Below are 22,434 nucleotides of genomic sequence, written 5' to 3'. Positions count from 1 at the left end.
GTGCGCTTGGCCCTGCTCGGCTGTGGAACGGTGGGCAGCGAGGTGGTCCGGCTGCTGCACACGCAGGCCGCCGACCTGGCCGCCCGGATCGGCGCTCCGCTGGAGATCGCCGGTATCGCCGTCCGCCGGGTCGGCCGGGACCGGGGTGACCTCCCCGTCGACCCGGCGCTGTTCACCACCGACCCGCTCGGCCTGATCAAACGCGACGACGTGGACGTGGTCGTCGAGGTGGTCGGCGGCATCGAGCCGGCGCGGAGCTGGCTGGTGGAGGCGCTACGCGCCGGTAAGAGCGTGGTCACCGCCAACAAGGCGCTGCTCGCCGAGGACGGGGCGGCCCTGCACGACGCGGCGGCCGAGGGCGGGGCCGACCTCTACTACGAGGCGTCCGTGGCCGGGGCGATCCCGCTGCTGCGCCCGCTGCGCGAGTCGCTGCACGGCGACCGGATCAACCGGGTCACCGGCATCGTCAACGGCACCACCAACTTCATCCTCTCCGCGATGGACGCCACCGGCGCCGGCTTCGCCGAGGCGCTGGACGAGGCGACCGAGCTGGGGTACGCCGAGGCCGACCCGACCGCCGACGTGGAGGGCTTCGACGCCGCCGCCAAGGCCGCCATCCTGGCCTCGCTCGCCTTCCACACCCGGGTCACCGCCGCCGACGTGCACCGCGAGGGCATCACCGAGGTCACCGTCGCCGACATGGCCAGCGCCAAGGCGATGGGCTGCACCATCAAGCTGCTCTGCATCGCCGCCCGGGGCACCGACGCGGCCGGTGGGGAGACGGTCAGCGTCCGGGTGCACCCCGCGATGATCCCGCTGACCCACCCGCTGGCCAGCGTCGGCGACGCGTTCAACGCGGTCTTCGTCGAGGCCGAGGCGGCCGGGCAGTTGATGTTCTACGGCCGGGGGGCGGGCGGGGCGCCGACCGCCAGCGCGGTCCTCGGCGACGTGGTGGCGGTGGCCCGCAACCGGCTCGCCGGGGCGTACGCGGCCAGCGAGTCCGCCTACGCCGACCTGTCGGTCCGGCCGATGGGCGAGGCGCTGACCCGCTACCACATCAGCCTCGACGTGGTCGACCGCCCGGGTGTGCTCCAGGCGGTGGCCGGGGTGTTCGCCCGGCACGACGTCTCCATCGCCACCGTCCGGCAGGGACCGGCCGGCGGCGGTCCGGCCGGGCGCGGCGAGGACGCCGACCTGGTGATCGTCACCCACGTCGCCCCGGACGCCGCGCTCGCCGCGACGGTACGCGAGCTGCGCGGGCTGGACATCGTCCGCTCGGTGGCCAGCGTGCTGCGGGTCGAGGGCGGCGCGTGACCCGGCGTCTCGCCTGATGGTTACCAGTGGGTGTGCCGGGGGCCGGTCGGCGAGGCTGGTCCAGGCTGGCAGGGTCTCCGGCACGGCCGGGGCGGCAGAGGCGAGGAGAGCGACATGTGGCGGGGCCTGATCGAGACGTACCGGGACCGGCTGCCGGTCACCGACGCCACGCCCGTGGTCACCCTGCACGAGGGGAACACCCCGCTGCTGCCCGCGCCGGCGCTCTCCGCCCGGCTCGGCGCCGACGTCTACCTGAAGGTCGAGGGGGCCAACCCGACCGGGTCGTTCAAGGACCGGGGCATGACGGTCGCCGTCTCCAAGGCCGTCGAGGCCGGCGACAAGGCGATCATCTGCGCCTCCACCGGCAACACCAGCGCCTCCGCCGCCGCGTACGCGGCCCGCGCCGGGATCACCTGCGCGGTCCTGGTGCCGCAGGGCAAGATCGCGCTGGGCAAGCTGGCCCAGGCGCTGGTGCACGGGGCCAAGCTGCTCCAGGTGCAGGGCAACTTCGACGACTGCCTCGCGCTGGCCTCGAAGCTCGCCCAGGACTTCCCGGTGGCCCTGGTCAACTCGGTCAACCCGGACCGGCTGCACGGCCAGAAGACGGCCGCCTTCGAGATCGTCGAGGCGCTCGGCGACGCCCCCGACATCCACTGCCTGCCGGTCGGCAACGCCGGCAACATCTCCGCCTACTGGATGGGCTACTCGGAGGACCTGCGGGACGGCAACGCCACCCGCGCCCCCAGGATGTACGGCTTCCAGGCCGCCGGGGCGGCCCCGATCGTCAGCGGCCAGGTGGTGCCGGAGCCGTCGACCATCGCCACCGCCATCCGGATCGGCAACCCGGCGAGCTGGACCAAGGCGCTCGACGCCCGGGACGCCTCGCAGGGGCTGATCGCCGCGGTGACCGACCGGGAGATCCTCGCCGCCTACCGGCTGCTGGCCCGGGAGGTGGGCGTCTTCGTCGAGCTGGGCAGCGCGGCCAGCGTGGCCGGTCTGCTCCAGCAGGGTGCCGAGGGCCGGGTGCCCGCCGGGGCGACGGTGGTCTGCACGGTCACCGGCCACGGCCTGAAGGACCCGGAGTGGGCGATCTCCACCGCGCCCGCCCCGATCACCATCGCCAACGACGCCCTGACCGCCGCCCGCTCCCTCGACCTGGCCTGATCCCGGTCCCGACCCGGGCGGCGGTGCCGGCCGGCGTGCCGTTCCCGTCGCCCGGCCGGCGGGTGACCACCCCGTTACGGGTGGGGGAGACCGGATCGGGCAGACTTTCCTACGCCTGTCCCCTCTCCCAGGAGTGAGCCACGCCGATGTCGCTGCTCGCCAGATCAAGCCTCGCCAACCGGGGGCTCGTCGCCCTCATCGCGGTGGTGACCGCGGCGTTCGGGGCGTTCACCGTCCCCTCGCTCAAGCAGCAGCTCCTGCCGTCGCTGGAGTTCCCCGGGGCGTTCGTCGTCGCGGTCTACCCGGGCGCGTCGCCGGAGATCGTCGAGGCGCAGGTCACCGAGCCGATCGAGAACAGCCTCCAGGGCATCGCCGGGCTGGAGAAGGTCACCTCCACCTCGCGCGAGGGGTCGGCGACGATCGCGGTGGAGTTCGCCTTCGGCACCGACATCGACGACGCGGCCAACAAGATGCAGACCGCGCTGAGCCGGGTCGACGCCCAGCTCCCGGCCGACGTCGACCCGCAGGTCCTCACCGGCAGCACCGACGACCTGCCGGCGGTGGTGCTGGCCGCCACCGGTGGCGGTGACGAGCAGGCGCTCGCCGAGCGGCTGCGCGCCACCGTCGTACCCGAGCTGGAGGGGATCGACGGCGTCCGCACGGTCGCCGTGACCGGCACCCGCGAGCAGGTCGTGACGATCGTGCCGGACCCGGCGAAGTTCGCCGCCGCGAAGCTGAACCCGGCCGCGATCGCCACCGCGCTGAAGACCAACGGCATCGCCGTCCCGGCCGGCGCGGTCGTCGACGGCACCAGCACGCTGCCGGTGCAGGTGGGAGCCCCGGTCACCACCCTCGACCAGTTGCGCGGCATCGCGCTCACCCCGACCGCGCCGAAGGCCCCGCCGGTCCGGCTCGGCGACGTGGCGACCGTGGAGCAGCAGCTCGCCCCGGCCACCGCGATCACCCGCACCAACGGCAAGGACAGCATCGGGATCCAGGTCACGGCCGCCCAGGACGGCAACGCCGTGCGCGTCTCGCACGACATCCGGGACCGGCTCGACGACCTGCGGTCCGCCTCCGGTGCCGAGCTGACCATCGTGTTCGACCAGGCCCCGTTCGTGGAGAAGTCGATCGAGAGCCTGACCACCGAGGGTCTGCTCGGCCTGCTGATGGCGGTCGTGGTGATCCTGGTCTTCCTGCTGTCGGTCCGGTCCACCCTGGTCACCGCGGTCTCCATCCCGCTGTCGGTGGTGGTGGCGCTGCTCGCCCTCTGGATCGGCGACTACTCGCTCAACCTGCTCACCCTGGGCGCGTTGACCATCGCGGTCGGCCGGGTGGTCGACGACTCGATCGTGGTGTTGGAGAACATCAAACGCCACCTGGAGTACGGCGAGCCGAAACGGGACGCCATCGTCACCGCCGTCCGAGAGGTGGCCGGGGCGGTCACCGCGTCGACCCTCACCACGGTGGCGGTGTTCGCGCCGATCGCCCTGGTGGGTGGCTTCGTCGGGCAGCTCTTCGCGCCCTTCGCGATCACCGTCACGGTGGCCCTGCTCGCCTCGCTGCTGGTGTCGCTGACGGTGATCCCGGTGCTGGCGTACTGGTTCCTCAAGCCGCCGCGCGACGGGGCGGACGAGGCGGTGCGCCGGGCCGCCGAGGCCAAGGAGCTGCGCAGCCCGTTGCAGCGGGCGTACCTGCCGGCGATCGGGTTCGCCACCCGGAGCCGCCGGACCCGGTGGATCACCGTGGCGGTGGGCATCCTGCTGCTGTTCGGCACGTTCGGGCTGGCCCAGAAGCTGGAGACCAACTTCCTGGACGACTCCGGCCAGGACACCCTCAACATCAGCCAGAAGCTGCCGGCCGGGGCGGGGCTGGCCGCCACCGACCAGGCGGCCCGCCTGGTGGAGGGGGTGCTGGGGCGTACCGACGGGGTCGAGTCGTACCAGGTGAGCGCGGGTGGCAGCGACCAGCCGTGGCTGGCCGGCGGCGGCAACAACACCGCCCAGTGGTCGGTGGCGCTCGACGGCGACACCGACGCCAAGGAGATGAGGCAGGTCCTGCGCCGGGAGTTCGACCGGCTCGGTGCCTCCGCCGGTGAGCTGAGTTTCGGCACCGGGCAGGGCGCCACCTCGGGCAACCAGTTGGAGGTGGTCGTCCAGGCCGCCGACACCGACACCCTGAACCGGGCCGCCGAGCAGGTCCGGGCCGCGATGGCCGGCATGTCCGGGGTGGAGGACGTGGCCACCAGCCTGTCCGAGCGGGTGCCCCGGGTCGACGTCACCGTCGACCGGTTGGCCGCGGCCCGGGTGGGGCTCAGCGAGGCGGCGGTCGGGCAGCTGGTGTCGCAGGCGTACCGGGGCAGCCCGCTGGGCCGGGTGACGCTCGACGGCGGTCAGCAGGACGTGGTGCTGCGGAGCACGGCCACCCCGCCGGCGACCGAGGAACAGTTGCGGGCGCTGCCGGTGGGCCCGGTGAAGCTGGACGACATCGCCGACGTGACCCGGGGGGAGGGGCCGCAGCAGGTCACCCGGATCGACGGTGAGCGCAGCGTGTCGGTGACCGGGACGGCCACCGGTTCCAACCTCGGCGCGACCACCGCCGAACTCAAGAAGCGGCTGGCCGACGTGGACGTGCCGGGGGCGACGGTCGCCGTGGGCGGGGCCAGCGCCCAGCAGGAGGACGCCTTCGGCGACCTCGGCCTGGCCGTGCTGGCGGCGATCGCGATCGTCTTCCTGATCATGGTGGCGACGTTCCGGAGCATCACCCAGGCGCTGATCCTGCTCATCTCCATCCCGTTCGCCGCGACCGGCGCGATCGGACTGCTGCTGGTCACCGGGACGCCGCTGGGTGTGCCGGCGCTGATCGGCGTGCTCATGCTGGTCGGCATCGTGGTCACCAACGCGATCGTGCTGCTGGATCTGGTCAACCAGTACCGGGCGCAGGGGATGGGCGTCACCGAGGCGGTGGTCGAGGGCGGTCGGCGGCGTCTGCGACCGATCCTGATGACCGCGGTGGCCACCATCTTCGCGTTGCTGCCGATGGCCCTCGGGCTCACCGGGGAGGGTGGCTTCATCTCCCAGCCGCTCGCGGTGGTGGTGATCGGCGGCCTGCTCAGCTCCACCCTGCTCACCCTGGTCCTGGTGCCGACCCTCTACACGATGGTGGAGCGCACCAAGGAGTCGCTGCGGGCCCGGCGGGCCGCCCGGCGGGGCGACACCCCCGCCGACGGTGACCCGACCGGCACCCCCGACGACCGGGACGCCGAGGTCCCGGTCCCGGTGGGTGCCCCGGCCGCCGGGGCGTCGGCCGAGGCACCGGACCGCCCGGCCCCCTCCGCGGCGCTGGTGGACGGCACCGACCAGTTCGAGGTGCTGCGGCTGCCGAAGAGCCGCCGGTCGCCGCTCCCGCCGGCCGAGTAACCTCCGCCGTCGCGCGTGCCGCGCCCCCGGTCCGGGTGTCCCCGGCCGGGGGCGCGTCGCGTCGGGGTCGGGACATCGGGCCTATCGGCGGGTACGGTCAGGCCGTGGATATCGACTTTCCGTCATCGTCGTCCCACCCTGGGTGATGACGCGCGAGGCGGGGCCGGCCGGTCCCGACGGCGGACGGTGGAGCCGGCGGCGGGTGCTGGGCGGCGGGGCGCTGCTGGCCGGGGGCGTCGCCCTGGGGGCCGCCGGGATGTCGCAGGGCACCTGGCTCGCCGACCGGCACCTGCCGTTGTCCACCGGCCCGGCCAGCGCCACCGTCGGCAACCGGCGGCAGGACGTCGGCTCGGGCGGGCTCCAGGTGGTCTGGCACGTACCGACCACCGAGCGGCTGGTCGCGCTCACCTTCGACGACGGGCCGCTGCCGCAGTGGACGCCCACGGTGCTGGACACCCTCGACCGGTACGCGGTGCCGGCGACCTTCTTCCTGGTCGGTAGCCGGGTACGCCGGCACGCCGACCTGATCCGGGGTCGGCTGGCCCGGCACGAGGTCGGCAACCACAGTTGGCGGCACCGGGACCTGGCCAGGCTGGCCGCCGCCGCCGTGCACGACGACCTGCGCCGCTCGCACGACGCCATCGCCGAGGTCACCGGGGTGCCGCCCCGGCTGGCCCGGCCGCCGTACGGGCACCTGGGCGGCGGGGTGCTGCACGCCGCCGTACGCCTCGACTACCGCATCGTGCTCTGGTCGTTGCAGATGGTCGAGGGCGAGTTCCCGGACGACCCGGCCGGCCACGCCCGGCGGATCGTGGCCGACGTGGTGCCGGGCACCATCCTGCTGGCCCACGACGCGGGTTCGGCGAACCGGCAGGTGGCGTTGCGCGGCCTGGACGCGATGATCACCGGGCTGCGGTCCCGCGGCTACACCTTCGTCACGGTCTCCCAGCTCCTGGGTCACCCGACCGGCCCCCGACCCGGCGGGTAGGGTCCGGGCACGTGTCCTCTCCGCTCTCGGTCCTGGTCCGCAACCGGGACTTCCGCAACCTCTTCCTCGCTGAGCTGGTCGTCTTCGGTGCCGACTGGTTCGTCATGGTGCCGCTGCTGGTGCTGTTGCCGGAGCTGACCGGCAGCGGGGTGTGGGGCGCTCTGGTGCTGGCGCTGGACACCGGCGTGCTGGCGTTGCTGCTGCCGTACACCGGGACCGTCGCCGACCGGTTCGACCGCCGGAAGGTCATGATGGCCGCCAACGGGCTGACGCTGCTCGGCGTGCTGCTGCTGCTCGGCGTCCGGAGCGCCGGTACGGCCTGGCTGGCCATGGTGGCGATCAGCCTGGTGGCGGTGGGCAAGGCGTTCTACTCGCCGTCGGCGCAGGCCGCCCTGCCCAACGTGCTCGACCCCGCCGACCTGGCCGCGGGCAATGCCGTGGCCGGGTCCGCCTGGGGGACGATGACGGTGGTCGGCGCGTCCCTCGGCGGCGTGTTGAGCGCGGCGGTCGGGCCGTACGCCTGCTTCTGGGTGGGGGCGGTCGGCCTGGTGCTGGCGGCGGGCCTGGCCGCGCGGATCCGTCGCCCGTTGCAGGCGGCCCGGGAACCCGGTCGGTCGATGCCGCGCACCTGGGCGGCGATCGGCGAGGCGTTAGGCCACATCCGGCACCGGCCGAGGGTGCTGGCGCTGGTGACGGTGAAGTCGGCGGTGGGGCTGGGCAACGGCGTGCTGACCGTCTTCCCCCTGCTGGCCGCCCTGTACGGGGTGGGTCCGGTCGGCACCGGGCTGCTCTTCGCGGCGCGTGGGGCGGGGGCGCTGGTCGGACCGATCCTGATGCGTCGGGTGCTGACCAACCGGGCCTGGCTGCTGCCCGGCCTGGCGCTGTCGATGTCGCTGTACGGGCTGGCCTATCTGGGCACGGCGGTGACGCCCTGGTTCCCGCTGGTGGTGGTGCTGGTCTTCGTGGCCCACTTCGGCGGTGGCAGTAACTGGGTGCTGTCGAACTTCGCTCTCCAGGGTGAGGTGCCGGACCGGCTGCGAGGCCGGGTGTTCGCCACCGACATGATGCTGGCGACCCTGGCGATCTCGGTCAGCCAGCTGGTGGTCGCCGGTGTGGTCGACCGGGTGGACGAGCGGCTGGTGCTGGCCGGCTGTGGCCTGGTCACCCTGGTGTACGCGGTCGGTTGGCGGGTCGCGACCCGCCGGCTCTCGCTCACCGACCCGGTCACCGGTACGGATCCGTTGCCCGCCCGCTGACCACCGGACGGGGCTCAGTCGGCGCGGTCGACCTGCGGCGGTACGGCCGGCGGCCGGTCGCTCCCGCCCCAGCCGGCGGCCTGGCCCGGCGGCACCGGGCCGGGGGCCGGGTGGCCGGCGGTGTGGCCGGGCGGCGGACCCGCGGTGTGGCCGGGCGGCGGACCCGCGGTGTGGCCGGGCGGCGGACCGGCGGCGGTGGCTCCGGCCGGGGGCGTCCAGGCACCCCACGGCCGGTCGGGCGCGGGGGTAGCGGCGCGGTCGACGAACACGGCGGCGACGACCAGTCCCAGGCCGACGGGGTAGCCGAGCCAGCGGACCACGTTGACGGTCAGGTTCATCAGCTCGAACTGCCGCATCCCGCCGGAGAGGGAACGCGACCGGACCAGCTCCGGCAGGGCGGCCAGCCAGGCGGCGCCGAGCAGTTCCAGCATCAGCAGGACGGCGGCCCCGGCGATCAGCAACGACCTGGCCCGCCCCGGTAGCCGGCGGCGGGCGGTGGCGGCGAGCACCAGGACGCCGAGCAGGGTCAGCAGCACGGGCAGGTGGCCCAGCAACTGGGTGAGCCGGTAACTGAACATGTCCATCCGTCCTCCCGACCGGGGTGGGTCGGCGTCAGGCTAACCGAGCTGATCCAGTCCCACCGTCCGGGCGAGCGGGCGCGACGTCGGCCCCTGGTCCTAGCATGGGTCGGTGCCGACGACTTTCGCCTCCGGGCCGGTGCGGGTGCGGGTGCCCGCGACCAGCGCCAACCTGGGCCCCGGGTTCGACGCCCTCGGGCTGGCCCTCGCCCTGCACGACGACGTGGCCGCCGAGGTGGTCCCGGCCGGGGTCCGGGTGACGGTCACCGGCGAGGGCGCCGGTGAGTTGCCGCCGGACGACCGGCACCTGGTGGTGGTCGCCATGCGGGCCGCCTTCGACCAGCTCGGCGGTCAGCCACCGGGCCTGGCGCTGGACTGCGTCAACCGGATCCCGCAGGCCCGCGGCCTGGGTTCCTCCTCGGCGGCGATCGTGGCCGGGGTGCTGCTGGCCCGCGCGTTGGTCACCGACGGCGGGCGACGGCTCGACGACGACGCGGTGCTCCGGTTGGCGGCCGAGATCGAGGGGCACCCGGACAACGTCGCCCCCTGTCTGCTGGGCGGGTTCACCATCGCCTGGACCGAGCCGTCCGGCGGGCGGGCGGTCTCGCTGCCGGTCGCGGCCGGGGTGCGGCCCACGGTCCTCGTGCCGGCCGGGCGGGGGCTGACGGCCACCGCGCGGGCGGCGCTGCCGTCGACGGTGCCGCATCCGGACGCGGCGTTGAACGCGGGCCGGTCGGCGTTGCTGGTGCACGCGTTGACCACCGAGCCGGCGTTGCTGCTGCCGGCCACCGTCGACCGGCTGCACCAGGATTACCGCGCGGCAGGAATGCCGGCGACCGCGGCCCTGGTCGGTGAGCTGCGTGCGGCCGGTGTGGCCGCCGTGGTCAGTGGGGCGGGGCCGACCGTGCTGGCGTTCGACGCGCCGCCCGAGGGGTTCACCCCGGGAACAGAATGGGAAGTCTGGCGGTTGCCGGTAGAGGTGCGCGGGGCGACCGTCGTACGGGGTAGACTTGGACACGCCGAGCGGGACCCTGTTGCCGCAGGTCGGAAGAGTTGATTACGCTCTAGACTCAGCACAGCCGCGAAGCACGCGATCTCTCTGCGGGTCGGCGCACCCCGAAGCTCTCGGCGGTCAGCCCGTCACCCCTGCCAAAGGCCCACGCCGCACCGCAGTTTCCGCAGGTCGCCGCAGACGGCGAGACCTGCTCACCGACGTTGGTGAGTCGGGAAACCGCCCGGCTGCTGTGCCACAGACTCCCGCGACGCGTCATGCGAGGCGGGTGCACCGAGGCCGCCCGGCCACCTTGCTTGTCGATCCCGGGCAGTCCCGGCCTATCGAGGGAAGGAATCCATTGAGCGACACCACCGACGTGACGTCGGATGTTTCCAACGTCGCTGGCGATGCCACCACCGCCGCCCCCGCCCGCCGTCGGCGCAGCGGCACCGGCCTGTCGGCGATGCTGCTGCCGGAGCTGCAGAGCCTGGCCGCGTCGCTCGGCATCTCCGGGACGGCTCGCATGCGTAAGGGCGAGTTGATCAGCGCGATCTCCGAGCGGCAGCAGGGCGGCGCCGCGACCGGCACCCCTCGACCGCGGGCCGAGGTGGCCGCTGCGGCTGCCCCCGTCCGGGAGGAGGTGCGCGCCGAGGTCACCCCGGAGCGGGTGACCGAGCCGGCGGCGACCCCTGCCGCCACCGGCGAGACCGAGAGTCGGCCCAGGACCCGGCGCAGCCGGGCCAGCACCGCCGAGGCGCGGCCGGTCGCCGAGACGCGGCCCGTCGAGGCCCGTGCCGAGGAGCCGCCGGCCGAGACCGGCGAGCGCCCCGAGCGGGCCGAGGGGCGCGGCGGTCGGGACCGTGGCGAGCGGGCCGGCGGTGACCGGGCCGGCGTCGACCGGGCCGAGCGTGGCGAGCGGGCCGGTGCCGAGCGCGGCGACCGTGCCGAGCGGACGGACGGCGACCGGGCCGGTCGTACCGGCAACGAGCGGGCCGGCGGTGACCGGGCCGGCAACGAGCGGGCCGGCGGTGACCGGGCCGAGCGGGCCGGCAACGAGCGGTCCGACCGTGGCGAGCGCGGCGAGCGGTCCGACCGCAACGACCGGTCCGACCGTAACGACCGGGCCGAGCGCTCCGACCGTGGCGACCGGGGTGACCGCGTCAACGACCGGGGTCAGCGCGACAACCGCGACAACCGGGACGACTCGGACGACGACGGCGAGGGTGGCGGCCGGCGGGGCCGGCGCAGCCGGTTCCGGGACCGTCGGCGTGGTCGGGGCGACCGCGTCGAGGGCGGCAGCGACAACGGTGGTGGCCGCGAACCGCAGGTCGGCGAGGACGACGTGCTGGTCCCGGTCGCCGGCATCATCGACGTGCTCGACAACTACGCCTTCGTCCGGACCACCGGCTACCTGGCCGGCCCGAACGATGTCTACGTCTCGATGTCCCAGATCAAGAAGCACGGCCTGCGCCGGGGTGACGCGATCACCGGTGCCGTCCGGGCCGCCCGGGACAGCGGCGGCAGTGGCGACCAGCGGCGGGACAAGTACAACCCGCTGGTCCGGCTGGACACCATCAACGGCATGGAGCCGGAGGAGGCCCGCCGCCGGCCGGAGTTCTACAAGCTCACGCCGCTCTACCCGCAGGAACGGCTGCGGCTGGAGACCGAGCCGCACATCCTCACCACCCGGGTGATCGACCTGGTGATGCCCATCGGCAAGGGGCAGCGGGCGTTGATCGTGTCCCCGCCCAAGGCGGGCAAGACGATGGTGCTCCAGGCCATCGCGAACGCCATCACCCGGAACAACCCGGAGTGCCACCTGATGGTGGTGCTGGTGGACGAGCGGCCCGAAGAGGTCACCGACATGCAGCGGTCGGTGAAGGGCGAGGTCATCGCGGCCACGTTCGACCGCCCGCCGCAGGACCACACCACGATCGCCGAGTTGGCGATCGAGCGGGCCAAGCGCCTCGTCGAGCTGGGTCACGACGTGGTCGTCCTGCTCGACTCGGTGACCCGGCTCGGTCGGTCGTACAACCTGGCGGCACCGGCCTCCGGCCGGATCATGTCCGGTGGTATCGACTCCACGGCGCTCTACCCGCCGAAGCGGTTCCTGGGCGCGGCCCGCAACATCGAGAACGGCGGCTCGCTGACCATCCTCGCCACCGCGCTGGTGGAGACCGGGTCCATGGCGGACACGGTCATCTTCGAGGAGTTCAAGGGCACCGGTAACGCCGAGCTGAAGCTGGACCGGAAGATCGCCGACAAGCGGGTCTTCCCGGCGATCGACATCAACCCCTCCGGCACGCGCAAGGAGGAGGTCCTGTTCGCGCCGGAGGAGCTGGCGATCATCCACAAGCTCCGCAAGGTGCTGCACTCGCTGGATTCGCAGGCGGCGCTGGACCTGCTGATCGACCGACTCAAGCAGTCCCGCACCAACATCGAGTTCCTGATGCAGATCGCCAAGTCGACACCGGGAGAGTGATCACCTCACCCGGGTGAGACCGACACGAAGGGCACGGCCGCAGCGGCCGTGCCCTTCGTCGTACCCGGAACTGCTGTTGCAGGGAAATTCCCACGTAGAACTTTCTTTCGGTGGGATTCCAGCTCTTGAAAATCCTGTGCGTGGCCGGGTTGACTGGGTAGGCGGGTTCGCGGTCCATCCGGCCGGGGCGCGATCACGGAGGGCGGCGGAAGAGGCCTGGGGAGGCGTCCGCCGCTCGGCTGCCCCGTCGGGCGGGCTCCTGAACCTGGGGGAGGAGCCCGCCCGGTCCGGCCGCGCCGCCCGCGCCCGGCTGAGCGCCGCCCGGCTGCTCGCCCGCCCGCCCGGCTGCACCCCGCCCGGCTGCTCGCGCCCGCCCGGCTGCGCCCCGCCCGCCCGGCTGCGCCCCGCCCGCCCGGCTGCGCCCCGCCCGCCCGGCTGAGCCCCGCCCAGCTGCTCGCGTCGGTCACCGTGCCGGAGGAGGAATGTGGGTCGGGAGCGGCGGGAATGCGGCCCGGTGGGCGGGCGTTACCACTGCCGGACCGATCGTGTGGCCCGCCCGACGGGTCGGCTCACGCCCATGGCACACTGGTCAATCGGCCACCGGTTCCGGTTCACGCCCGAGTCCGTCGCGCACCAGGCGACGGGGGATCAGCGGCGACCCGGCGACCACCTGACGAAAGGACCGAGGCGACATGAAGCCCAACATCCACCCCGAGTACGTGACCACCGAGGTCAAGTGCTCCTGCGGCAGCTCCTTCACCACCCGCAGCACCGCCAAGGGTGGTGCGATCAGCGTCGAGACCTGCAGCGCCTGCCACCCGTTCTACACCGGTAAGCAGCGCGTGCTCGACACCGCCGGCCGGGTCGCCAAGTTCCAGCAGAAGTACGCCAAGGTTCAGGCGAAGAAGGCCAAGTAGCTCCACCGACGACGCCCGTGTCCGGCCCCGTGCCGGACGCGGGCGTTCGTCCGTTCCGCCTACTTCCGCCGTCCTGCGCCCCGCCGTCCCCGTCGAAGGAGCACCCCGTATGAGCAGCGAGCGCCTGGCCGCCCTCCTCGACGAGTACGCCGAGCTGGAGAAGCGGCTGGCCGACCCGGCCATCCACGCCGACCAGAACACCGCCCGCCGGGTCGGCCGCCGCTACGCCGAGCTGGTCCCGCTGCACAAGGCCGCCGCTGAGCTGGAGCAGGCCCGCGCCGATCTGGTCGCGGCCCGGGAGCTGGCCGCCGAGGAACCGGCCTTCGCCGAGGAGGCGGAGTCGATCGCGGCGACCCTGCCGGTGCTCGAGGAACGGTTGGCCGAGCTGCTGATCCCCCGGGATCCGCACGACGCCAAGGACGTGATCATCGAGATCAAGGCCGGCGAGGGCGGGGAGGAGTCGGCGCTCTTCGCCGGGGACCTGCTGCGGATGTACACCAGGTACGCCGAGCGGCACGGCTGGCTGACCGAGGTGATCGACGCGCAGGACTCCGACCTCGGCGGGGTCAAGGACGTCTCGTTGGCGATCAAGACCAAGGGAGTCCCGGACGGCGGCAACGGGGTCTGGTCCCGGCTCAAGTGGGAGGGCGGCGTGCACCGGGTGCAGCGGGTTCCGGTCACCGAGTCGCAGGGACGCATCCACACCAGCGCGGCCGGCGTGCTGGTGCTGCCCGAGGCCGAGGACGTCGACGTCACCATCGACCCGAACGACCTGCGGATCGACGTGTTCCGGTCCTCCGGGCCGGGTGGGCAGTCGGTGAACACCACCGACTCGGCGGTCCGGATCACCCACCTGCCGACCGGCGTGGTGGTCTCCTGCCAGAACGAGAAGTCCCAGTTGCAGAACCGCGAGCAGGCGATGCGGATCCTGCGGGCCAGGCTGCTGGCGGTGGCCCAGGAACAGGCCGACGCCGCCGCCTCGGACGCCCGCAAGGCGCAGGTGCGCACGGTGGACCGCTCGGAACGGATCCGCACCTACAACTTCCCGCAGAACCGGATCACCGACCACCGGATCGGCTACACGGCGTACAACCTCGACCTGGCCCTCGCCGGGGAGCTGGACGGCGTCCTCGACGCCCTCACCGAGGCCGACCGTGCCGCCCGGCTCGCGGGCGACACCGAACTGACCCGGCACTGATCCGTGCCGCCCGGCCCCGGGCGACACCGAGCTGATCCGTGCCGCCCGGCCCCGGGCGACACCGAGCTGATCCGTGCCGCCCGGCCCCGGGCGACACCGAACTGATCCGTCTGATCCCTGCCGGGGTGGGTCAGCAGACCCGGGAGCGGGCCTTGGCCCGCAGCATCTCCCGGTCGGCGATCTCGAACGCGCTGCCGAGCGCGTCGCGCACGGCGGTGCCGCCACCGCCGCCGTGGACCTCGGCGAAACCGATGCTGACGCCGACCGGGGTGCCGGGCACCAGCGACTCCCAGTCCTCGGTGCGCACGGCCGCGTCGATCCGGCGGGCCACCTCGGCGGCCTCGGTCATGCCGGCCCCGGAGAGCACCACCACGAACTCGTCGCCACCGTAGCGGGCCACGAAGTCGCCGCGGCGCATCACCCGGTTGATCACCCCGGCGATGCGTTGCAGCACCAGGTCGCCGGAGTGGTGGCCGTGGGTGGTGTTGACCGCCTTGAAGCCGTCCAGGTCGCAGACGCCGATCACCACCCGCTCGCCCCGGGACACCACCGAGGCGATGTGCCGCTCCAGCTGACGCCGGTTGGCCAGGCCGGTCAGCGGGTCGGTCAGCGCCTCACCCTCGTAGCGGGCCGCCTCCCGGCGCATCTCCTCGTGGTCGATCCGGGCCGCGATGCCGTCGATGTAGACGTCCCGCAGCCGGTCGTTGCGCTGCGCGGCCAGCCGGAACGCCCGCCGGTCGGCGCGGTGCGCGGCGGCGTGGTCACCGGCCCGGGACAGGGCGATGCTGCGGAGCCGGGACGCCTCCGCCGCGCCGAGCGTCTCGGCCGACACCCGGGCCGAGTCCAGTCGGGTGATCGCCTCGATCGGGCGTTCGTCGGCCACCGCCAGGCACACGTGGCCGAGCTGGCGCATGTCCCGGGCGCGGGCACTGTCACCGCCGTGGTCGAGCAACCGGGCCGGCTCCGGGCCGACCGGGGCTGCGTCGCCGAGCGCGGCCCGGCGGACCGCCGCGTAACCGTACGCGGCGAGGCTGCTCGGTCGCAGCCGGTCGGCCCGACCGTCGGCGGTGAACCGGGACAGGTCGGCCGCGATGTCGCGGAGCACCCGCAGGCAGCCGTCGCTGTCGCCGTTGTGGTCCAGCGCGACGGCGTTGCGCAGCCGGATGCCCGGCGCGGCGAAGGTCTCCTCCGGGATGCCGGCGGCGGCGCCGTGCTGGCGGGCCCGTTCGATCGCGCCGAGCGCGTAGCCGTGGAAGCTGAGGTAGGAGTACGCCATCGCCAGGTCGTGCCAGCCCCAGGCGGTGTCCCGGTCGCGGTCCTCGGCGGCGCCGAGCGCGCGGGCCGCCCGGACCAGGTGGGTGACGCACCGGTCCAGCGCGCCCTGGTGGTGCGCGGCCAGCGCCGCCAACGCGTTGAGATGCCCGTGCAGGTAGGGCTCGGCGAGGTCCCGGACGGCACCGGAGGCGTCCTCGATGGCCAGGGTGAACTCGGCGGTCCGGCCGAGGTTGATCAGCGCGCAGAGCCGTTGCACCAGCGCGTCGGCCCTGGTGTACGGGTCGGTGGTGGTGCGCAGCACCCGGTCGAGCACCACGATCGCCTCGGCCGAGCGGCTGGCCTCCTGGAGGTGGCGGGCGTGCGTCAGGGCGTCAACCTGGTCGTCGACCCGGTCGAGCCACCCCACCTGGTGAACCTCCTGTCGGCGCGCGATCGGACGAGCCGCGTCGGCACCGGCCGGCGTTGGACCCACCCGTACGTGGCGCGGCCGACGACGCCTCATGATTATGTCGTGACCTCACTTCCGCGCCACCCGTCCGAAGGGACAGAACGCGAGCGGCCCTCGCCGGTGGTGGCCCGCGCCGCCCGTGCCCTCGCCGCCGCCGGGGTGGCCTCGGCCCGTTCCGAGGCGGAGCAGCTCGCCGCGTACGTGCTGGGCGTGCCCCGGGGGCGGCTGGCCCTGGCCGACGGCTTCACCCCGGCCCAGCGGGACCGGTACGACGTCCTGGTGGCCCGCCGGGCCGACCGTGAGCCGTTGCAGCACCTGACCGGGCGGGCCGGCTTCCGGCACCTGGAGCTGGCGGTCGGGCCGGGGGTCTTCGTGCCCCGCCCGGAGACGGAGCTGCTGGCCGGTTGGGGGATCGAGCGGGCGTCGACCCGCCCGGCCCCGGTGGTGGTCGACCTGTGCAGTGGTTCCGGGGCGGTCGCGCTGGCGGTGGCCCAGGAGGTCCCGACGGCCCGGGTGGTGGCGGTGGAGCGGTCCCCCGCCGCACTGGCCTGGCTGCGGCGCAACGCGGCCGGTCGGGCCGCCGCCGGGGACCGGCCGGTCGAGGTGGTGGCCGCCGACGTCACCGACCCGGAGCTGCTCGCCGACCTGGTCGGTGCGGTGGACGTACTGCTGTGCAACCCGCCGTACGTGCCGCGTGCGGTGGTGGTCCCGCCGGAGGTGGCCGGGTTCGACCCGGACGAGGCGGTGTTCGGCGGGGTGGACGGCCTGGCGGTGGTCCGGCCGGTGCTGCGCCGGGCGGCCGACCTGCTGCGCCCCGGCGGTGACCTGGGTGTCGAGCACGACGACACGCACGGCGCGGCGGTGCCGGCGTTGCTCGCCGCGGACGGCCGGTACACGGCGGTGCGGGCGCACCGGGACCTGGCCGGCCGGGCGCGGTTCGCCACCGCGTCCCGCGGGTCGGACGGCCCGCACGCCGTCGGTGGGCCGGCGTGGCAGACTGGCTCCTCGTGATGCTCTACGACTGTCGGTCGCCCGCCGACCGGGACCGCGGGGTGGCCGCGGCGATCGAGGCGGTCAAGAACGGCGAGCTGGTCGTTCTGCCCACCGACACGGTCTACGGGATCGGCGCGGACGCGTTCACCCCGTACGCGGTGCGGGCGCTATCCGATGCCCGGGGCGGCAGCCAACAGGCGCCGCCGGTGCTGATCGGCTCCCGGCACACCCTCGACGGCCTGGTCTTCTCGCTGCCCAAGGCGGCCCGTGACCTGGTGGAGGCGTTCTGGCCGGGGGCGTTGACCATCGTGGTGGAGCACTCGCCGAGCCTCGCCTGGGACCTGGGCGACGCCAGCGGGACGGTCGCCGTGCGGATGCCGCTGCACCCGGTGGCGCTGGAGGTGCTGCGGGAGACCGGCCCGATGGCGGTGGCCGCGGCCAACAAGGTGGGTCAGCCGGCCGCGTTGACCGCCGAGGAGGCCCGGGACCAGCTCAGTTACTCGGTGCGTGTCTATCTGGAGGCGGGCGCGTGCCCCGACCCGGTGCCGAGCACCATCGTCGACCTGACCGGTGAGACGCCCCGGTTGCTCCGGGCCGGCGCGATCGACCTGGACCAGCTCCGTGAGGTCGCGCCGGACATCCTCGACGAGCGGGGGGCCTGAGTGCCGCCGTTCACCGTCCTGCACGTCTGCATGGGCAACATCTGCCGTTCCCCGATGGCCGAGCGGTTGCTGGTGCTGGCCGTCCGGGAGCGGCTGGGCCGGCTCGGTGTCGACCCGGCCGGCTCGGACGCGTTGCTGCACAGCCACAGCGCCGGGACCGGTGGCTGGCACGCGGGGGAGGAGATGAACCCGCCCGCTGCCCGGCAGGTGCTCAGCAGGGGTGGTGACGTCGAGGGCTTCGCCGCCCGCAAGCTGCGGTCCGACCTGATCGACGCCGCCGACCTCGTCCTCACCGCCACCGCCGACCAGCAGGAGTACGTGGTGGCGCTCCGGCCGGACGCGGCCTCGCGCACCTTCGTGCTGGGGGAGTTCGGCCGGCTGCTCGGCGTGCTGGACACCGCCGCCCTGCCGCCGGCCCGGGCCGTTCCGGAGGCGGTGTACGCCCGGGGGGTCGCCCTGGTGGCGGCGGCCGACGCGGCGCGGCAGGGTGCGGCCGCGGTGCACTCCGACGACCTGGACGATCCGTGGGGCCGGGGCGACCAGTGCTTCAGCCGGGTGGCCGACGAGATCGAGGAGACGGTGCACCCGCTCACCTCGGCCCTGCTGCCCTGACCCCGCCGTTTCTCCCGCCGTACCGCCGTTCCGGCCCGGTCGGGGCACGCTGACCGCCGGCCCGGTCGGGTCACGCTGACCGCCGGCCCGGTCGGGTCACGCTGACCGCCGGCCCGGTCGGGTCACCTGACCGCCGGCCCCGGGGTCGGGTCCGGCTGTGGTCCGCCGCGGTCGGCCGCCCGTGGTGACGGTGCGGTCTCGTCCGGGTGACCGGGGCGGCGTGTCCGGCTCCGCGCGCCGTGTCCGCCCCGGGCGCTTAATCCGTTTTTGCGGGAAGATGAGAGTTCGGGTGGTTTTGCGGGTCATGCTGAACGGGTCCTGACGACTCCTGCGGGGAGTACTGATGATCCGGGCCCACCTCCACAAGGTGTTCACCGTGTTGCTCGCCGGCGTGCTCGCCGGGCTGGTGCTGGCAGCGGCGGCCCTGCCGCTCGCCCTGGTGTTCGGCATCGGCTTCGGCGGGCTCGCGTCCTCCTACGCCGAACTGCCCAACACCCTGCGCACCCCGCCCACCGCCCAACGTTCCACCCTGTACGCCGCCGACGGCGTCACCCTGGTCACCTCGTTCTACACCGAGGACCGGGTGGACGTGCCGCTGGCCAAGGTGGCCCCGGTGATGCGGCAGGCCATCGTCGCCGCCGAGGACGCCCGCTTCTACCAGCACCGGGGCGTCGACCCGCGGGGCGTGGTGCGGGCGTTCACCGCCAACCAGCGCGACGGCCGGACCCGCCAGGGCGCTTCCACGCTGAGCATGCAGTACGTCCGCAACGTGCTCAGCAACGACCCCCGGCTGACCAAGGAGCAGCGGAAGAAGGCCACCGAGATCAGCACGGCCCGCAAGCTCCAGGAGATGCGGTACGCCCTGGCGCTGGAACGCGAGCTGACCAAGGACGAGATCCTCACCCGCTACCTCAACATCGCGTACTTCGGCGCCGGGGCGTACGGCATCGCGGCGGCGACGAAACGCTACTTCTCCACCACCCCGGCCCGGCTGACCCTGGCCCAGGCGTCACTGCTGGCCGGGCTGGTCCGGTCCCCGGACACCGACGACCCGATCAACGGCGACGCCGACGCGGCGCTGAGCCGCCGGTCGTACGTGCTGGACCGGATGGTGGCGCTGGGCCAGGTGCCGCCGGCCGAGGCGGCGGCGGCCCGGGACGCCCCGCTGGTGCTGCGGCCCAGCCGGACACCGAACGACTGCACCGCCGTGCCCGAGGCACGCAACGACTGGGGTTTCTTCTGCGACTGGTTCACCCAGTGGTGGAGCGACCAGCCCGCCTTCGGCGCCACCGCCGCCGAACGGCAGGACAACCTGCGCCGGGGTGGATTCCGGATCGTCTCCTCGCTCGACCCGGCCGTGCAGCGGGCGGCCGTGCGGCAGGTGGCCGACATCTACGACGTCGACGATCCCCGGGCCGCGCCCGTGGCGGTGGTCCAGCCGGGCACCGGACGGGTGCTCGCCCTGGCGGTGAACCGCAACTACAGCGTGGACCCCAACCCGGCCGGGCAGCGCAACCATCCGAACACGGTCAACCAGCTGATCGCCGGTGGCAACGGCATCGAGGGCTATCAGGCCGGCTCGACGTTCAAGCTGTTCGCCCTGCTGGCGGCCCTGGAGTCCGGGCTGCCGCTGGAGACCGGCTTCGCCGCGCCGAGCCGGATCGTGACCCGGTTCCCGACCGACGACGCCCGGTCCGGCTGCGGCGGGCGGTGGTGCCCGGCCAACGCCACCCCCGAGTGGATGGACGGCTACCGGACCATGTGGACCGCCTTCGGCCGCTCGGTGAACACCTACTTCGCCTGGCTCACCGAGAGGGTCGGCGCGGACCGGGTGGTGGAGATGGCCGAGCGGCTGGGCATCCGGTTCCGCGCCCCCGACGATGCCGCGCTGGCCCGGCACAGCGCCCGGGACTGGGGGGCGTTCACCCTCGGGGTCTCCTCCACCACCCCGCTCGACCTGGCCAACGCGTACGCCACGGTGGCCGCCGAGGGAACCTGGTGCGCGCCGCTGCCGGTGGTGTCGATCACCGACAGCGCCGGCCGGGAGGTGGCCGCCGCCCGGCCCGACTGTCGGCAGGTGATCGACACCGAGGTGGCCCGCGCCGCCGCCGACGCGGCCCGCTGCCCGGTCGGCGACCAGTCGATGTACCGCCGCTGCGACGGGGGCACGGCGGAGAAGCTCCGGCCGGGGCTGGGTCGCCCGGTGGCCGGCAAGACCGGCAGCTCGGAGCGGAACGAGACCGAGTCGGTGGTGGCCTTCACCCCGCAGCTCGCGGTGGCCCAGATCGCCGCCAACCCGGACGATCCGCGGGACGCCGTCGGTGCCGCCGTCCAGTCCCGGATGGTCGACGCGGTGGGCCGGATTCTGGCCGACGCCCTGTCCGACACCCCGGTCCGGGACTTCGTCCCCCCCGGCGAGTCGATCACCTACCGCCTCGCCCCCACCCCCCGCAACGGCAACTGACCCACCCCACCCCCACCCCCCACCCCCACCCCCACCCTCGCCCCACCCTCGCCCCACCCTTGCCCGTCGATCATGGAGTTGTGGTGCCCGCAGAACGGGTCAAAGCGGTCTGATCCGTCCACCACAACTCCATGATCGACAGGAGCCGGGGGTGGGGCGGGGGCGGGGGCGGGGTGGGGGATTAGGGGGTGGGGGCGTGGTTGGCGATGTTGCGGGCCATGCCGCCGAAGATGACGGCGTGGAAGGGGGCCACCGAGAGCCAGTAGAGGTGGCCGGGGAGGCCGCGTGGCAGGAAGACGGCGCGTTGGACGTAGCGGCTGCGGCCGTCGCCGGCCGGTTCGGCGCGCAGCTCCAGCCAGGCCCGGCCGGGCAACCGCATCTCGGCGCGCAGCCGCAGCAGTTCCCCGGGGACGATCTCCTCCACCCGCCAGAAGTCCAGCGCCTCGCCGACCTGGAGGCGGTGCGGGTCGCGGCGGCCCCGACGCAGCCCCACCCCGCCGACCAACCTGTCCAGCCAGCCGCGCACCGACCAGGCGAGCGGGAACGAATACCAGCCGTGCTCGCCGCCGACGCCCTCGATGACCCGCCAGAGCGCGGCCTGCGGTGCGGCCACCTCCTGCTCCCGGACGTCGGTGTAGGCGGTCCCGCCGGACCAGTCCGGGTCCGACGGCAGGGGCTCGGCCGGGGCGTCCGGGCCGCTCGCGTTCGACCAGCGGGTCTCCACCTGGGCGTCGCGCACCTTGGTCAGGGCCAGCGCCACGGCGTCGTCGAAGCCGGTCAGCCCGCCCGGCGGGTCGGGCAGCCACCGGGCGATGTCGTGCTCGTGGGTCACCGCCTCGTGGATCAGGCTCTCCACCAGGGGGCGGGCGATGGCGTTCGGCACCGGGGTGATCAGTCCCACCCAGTGCGCGGAGAGCGCCGGGGTCAGCGGGCGTACCGGCACGATGATCCGGCGACGCAGCCCGGCGACCCGGGCGTACCGCTGCATCATCTCCCGGAAGGTCAGCACGTCCGGGCCGCCGATGTCGAAGGCCCGGTCCACCTCCGGTGGCAGGGTGGCGCAACCGACCAGGTAGCGCAGCACGTCCCGGACGGCGATCGGCTGGATCCGGTTGCGCACCCAGCGGGGGGTGACCATGGCCGGCAGGCGTTCGGTGAGGTAGCGCAGCATCTCGAACGAGGCCGACCCGGACCCGATGATCACGGCGGCCCGCAGCACCACGGTGGGCACCGCACCGGCCAGCAGGATCCGGGCGACCTCGGCCCGGGACCGCAGGTGCGGCGAGGCCACCCCGCCGTCCGCCGTCGGCTCCGGTCCACCCAGGTAGACGATCCGGCGTACGCCGGCCGCCGCGGCGGCCTCGGCGAAGTGGGCGGCGGCCTCCCGGTCGGCCGCCTCGAAGTCGGCCTGACCGAGCGAGTGCACCAGGTAGTACGCGACGTCGACGTCCGCGAAGGCGGCCGGCAGTGTCTCCGGTCGGCGCAGGTCGCCCTCGGCCACCTCGGCCTCGGCCGCCCAGGGCACGTCGCGGAGCCGCCCGGCCTTGCGGGCCAGGCAGCGGACCTGGTGCCCCTCGGCGAGCAGTCGGGGCGCGAGTCGTCCACCGATGTAACCGGTGGCGCCGGTGACGAGGCATCTCACGGTCACCAGTGTGCGGCTCCGTAGACTT

16 protein-coding genes are annotated in these 22,434 nt (G+C 74.1%); 13 read left to right on the top strand and 3 right to left on the bottom strand.

Going from position 1 to position 22,434, the window contains the following annotated elements; translation table 11 throughout:
- The 5 genes from O7612_RS24645 to O7612_RS24625 all read left to right on the top strand — a co-directional run bounded on the left by O7612_RS24645 (window position 1) and on the right by O7612_RS24625 (window position 8,141).
- Complete coding sequence (locus O7612_RS24645) at window positions 1-1,314, top strand: homoserine dehydrogenase (protein WP_282274040.1); 1,314 nt, start codon at window positions 1-3, stop codon at window positions 1,312-1,314.
- Between the two features lie 114 nt (window positions 1,315-1,428).
- Window positions 1,429-2,478, top strand: a complete 1,050-nt coding sequence (gene thrC, locus O7612_RS24640; protein WP_282267728.1) for a threonine synthase — start codon at window positions 1,429-1,431, stop codon at window positions 2,476-2,478.
- Window positions 2,479-2,624: 146 nt separating this feature from the next.
- The gene (locus O7612_RS24635) at window positions 2,625-5,897 is read left to right on the top strand and encodes an efflux RND transporter permease subunit (RefSeq protein ID WP_282267726.1); all 3,273 of its coding nucleotides are present in this window, start codon (window positions 2,625-2,627) and stop codon (window positions 5,895-5,897) included.
- A 145-nt stretch (window positions 5,898-6,042) separates the two neighbouring features.
- The gene (locus O7612_RS24630; protein ID WP_282267724.1) at window positions 6,043-6,885 is read left to right on the top strand and encodes a polysaccharide deacetylase family protein; all 843 of its coding nucleotides are present in this window, start codon (window positions 6,043-6,045) and stop codon (window positions 6,883-6,885) included.
- Window positions 6,886-6,896: 11 nt separating this feature from the next.
- Window positions 6,897-8,141 carry an MFS transporter gene (locus O7612_RS24625; protein WP_282267722.1) on the top strand — a complete coding sequence of 415 codons (1,245 nt, stop codon included), beginning with the start codon at window positions 6,897-6,899 and terminating at the stop codon, window positions 8,139-8,141.
- 14 nt (window positions 8,142-8,155) lie between these two features.
- On the opposite strand, the gene O7612_RS24620 is transcribed toward O7612_RS24625, so the two are convergent.
- Window positions 8,156-8,725 (bottom strand): hypothetical protein, encoded by a 570-nt coding sequence (locus tag O7612_RS24620; protein WP_282267720.1) that lies wholly within the window; start codon window positions 8,723-8,725, stop codon window positions 8,156-8,158.
- A gap of 106 nt (window positions 8,726-8,831) precedes the next feature.
- Between O7612_RS24620 and thrB the strand changes: the two genes are divergently transcribed.
- The 4 genes from thrB (at window position 8,832) to prfA (ending at window position 14,310) form a co-directional block, all read left to right on the top strand.
- On the top strand, window positions 8,832-9,776 hold the full coding sequence (gene thrB / locus O7612_RS24615) for a homoserine kinase (protein ID WP_282267717.1): 945 nt from the start codon (window positions 8,832-8,834) through the stop codon (window positions 9,774-9,776).
- Between the two features lie 295 nt (window positions 9,777-10,071).
- Complete coding sequence (rho, locus tag O7612_RS24610) at window positions 10,072-12,195, top strand: transcription termination factor Rho (RefSeq protein WP_282267716.1); 2,124 nt, start codon at window positions 10,072-10,074, stop codon at window positions 12,193-12,195.
- Window positions 12,196-12,887: 692 nt separating this feature from the next.
- Window positions 12,888-13,112, top strand: a complete 225-nt coding sequence (gene rpmE, locus O7612_RS24605) for a 50S ribosomal protein L31 (RefSeq protein ID WP_067314506.1) — start codon at window positions 12,888-12,890, stop codon at window positions 13,110-13,112.
- A 109-nt stretch (window positions 13,113-13,221) separates the two neighbouring features.
- On the top strand, window positions 13,222-14,310 hold the full coding sequence (prfA, locus tag O7612_RS24600) for a peptide chain release factor 1 (protein WP_282267710.1): 1,089 nt from the start codon (window positions 13,222-13,224) through the stop codon (window positions 14,308-14,310).
- 130 nt (window positions 14,311-14,440) lie between these two features.
- Here the strand turns inward: prfA and O7612_RS24595 are convergent, their stop codons facing one another.
- Entirely contained in the window at window positions 14,441-15,991 is a 1,551-nt protein-coding gene (locus O7612_RS24595; RefSeq protein WP_282267709.1) for a GGDEF domain-containing protein, read from the bottom strand.
- A gap of 105 nt (window positions 15,992-16,096) precedes the next feature.
- On the opposite strand from O7612_RS24595, the gene prmC reads away from it, so the two are divergent.
- The 4 genes from prmC (at window position 16,097) to O7612_RS24575 (ending at window position 20,764) form a co-directional block, all read left to right on the top strand.
- Complete coding sequence (gene prmC, locus O7612_RS24590; RefSeq protein ID WP_282267707.1) at window positions 16,097-17,044, top strand: peptide chain release factor N(5)-glutamine methyltransferase; 948 nt, start codon at window positions 16,097-16,099, stop codon at window positions 17,042-17,044.
- A complete protein-coding gene (locus O7612_RS24585; RefSeq protein ID WP_282274039.1) occupies window positions 17,044-17,688 on the top strand; it encodes an L-threonylcarbamoyladenylate synthase in 645 nt (214 codons plus the stop codon). Before prmC ends, O7612_RS24585 begins: the two co-directional genes overlap by 1 nt.
- Window positions 17,689-18,300: a phosphotyrosine protein phosphatase gene (locus O7612_RS24580; RefSeq protein WP_282267705.1), complete on the top strand. Its 612-nt coding sequence runs from the start codon at window positions 17,689-17,691 to the stop codon at window positions 18,298-18,300. It begins immediately after the preceding gene.
- A 343-nt stretch (window positions 18,301-18,643) separates the two neighbouring features.
- Window positions 18,644-20,764 (top strand): transglycosylase domain-containing protein, encoded by a 2,121-nt coding sequence (locus O7612_RS24575; protein ID WP_282267703.1) that lies wholly within the window; start codon window positions 18,644-18,646, stop codon window positions 20,762-20,764.
- Between the two features lie 181 nt (window positions 20,765-20,945).
- Here O7612_RS24575 and O7612_RS24570 read toward each other — a convergent pair whose 3' ends face one another.
- Window positions 20,946-22,406: an SDR family oxidoreductase gene (locus O7612_RS24570; RefSeq protein WP_282274038.1), complete on the bottom strand. Its 1,461-nt coding sequence runs from the start codon at window positions 22,404-22,406 to the stop codon at window positions 20,946-20,948.
- Window positions 22,407-22,434: the final 28 nt, after the last annotated feature.

The organism is Micromonospora sp. WMMD987 (assembly GCF_029581435.1).
GTDB lineage: Bacteria > Actinomycetota > Actinomycetes > Mycobacteriales > Micromonosporaceae > Micromonospora > Micromonospora rifamycinica.
Note: the sequence above shows the minus strand (reverse complement) of the source record. Positions and strands in the feature narration are given on the sequence as shown.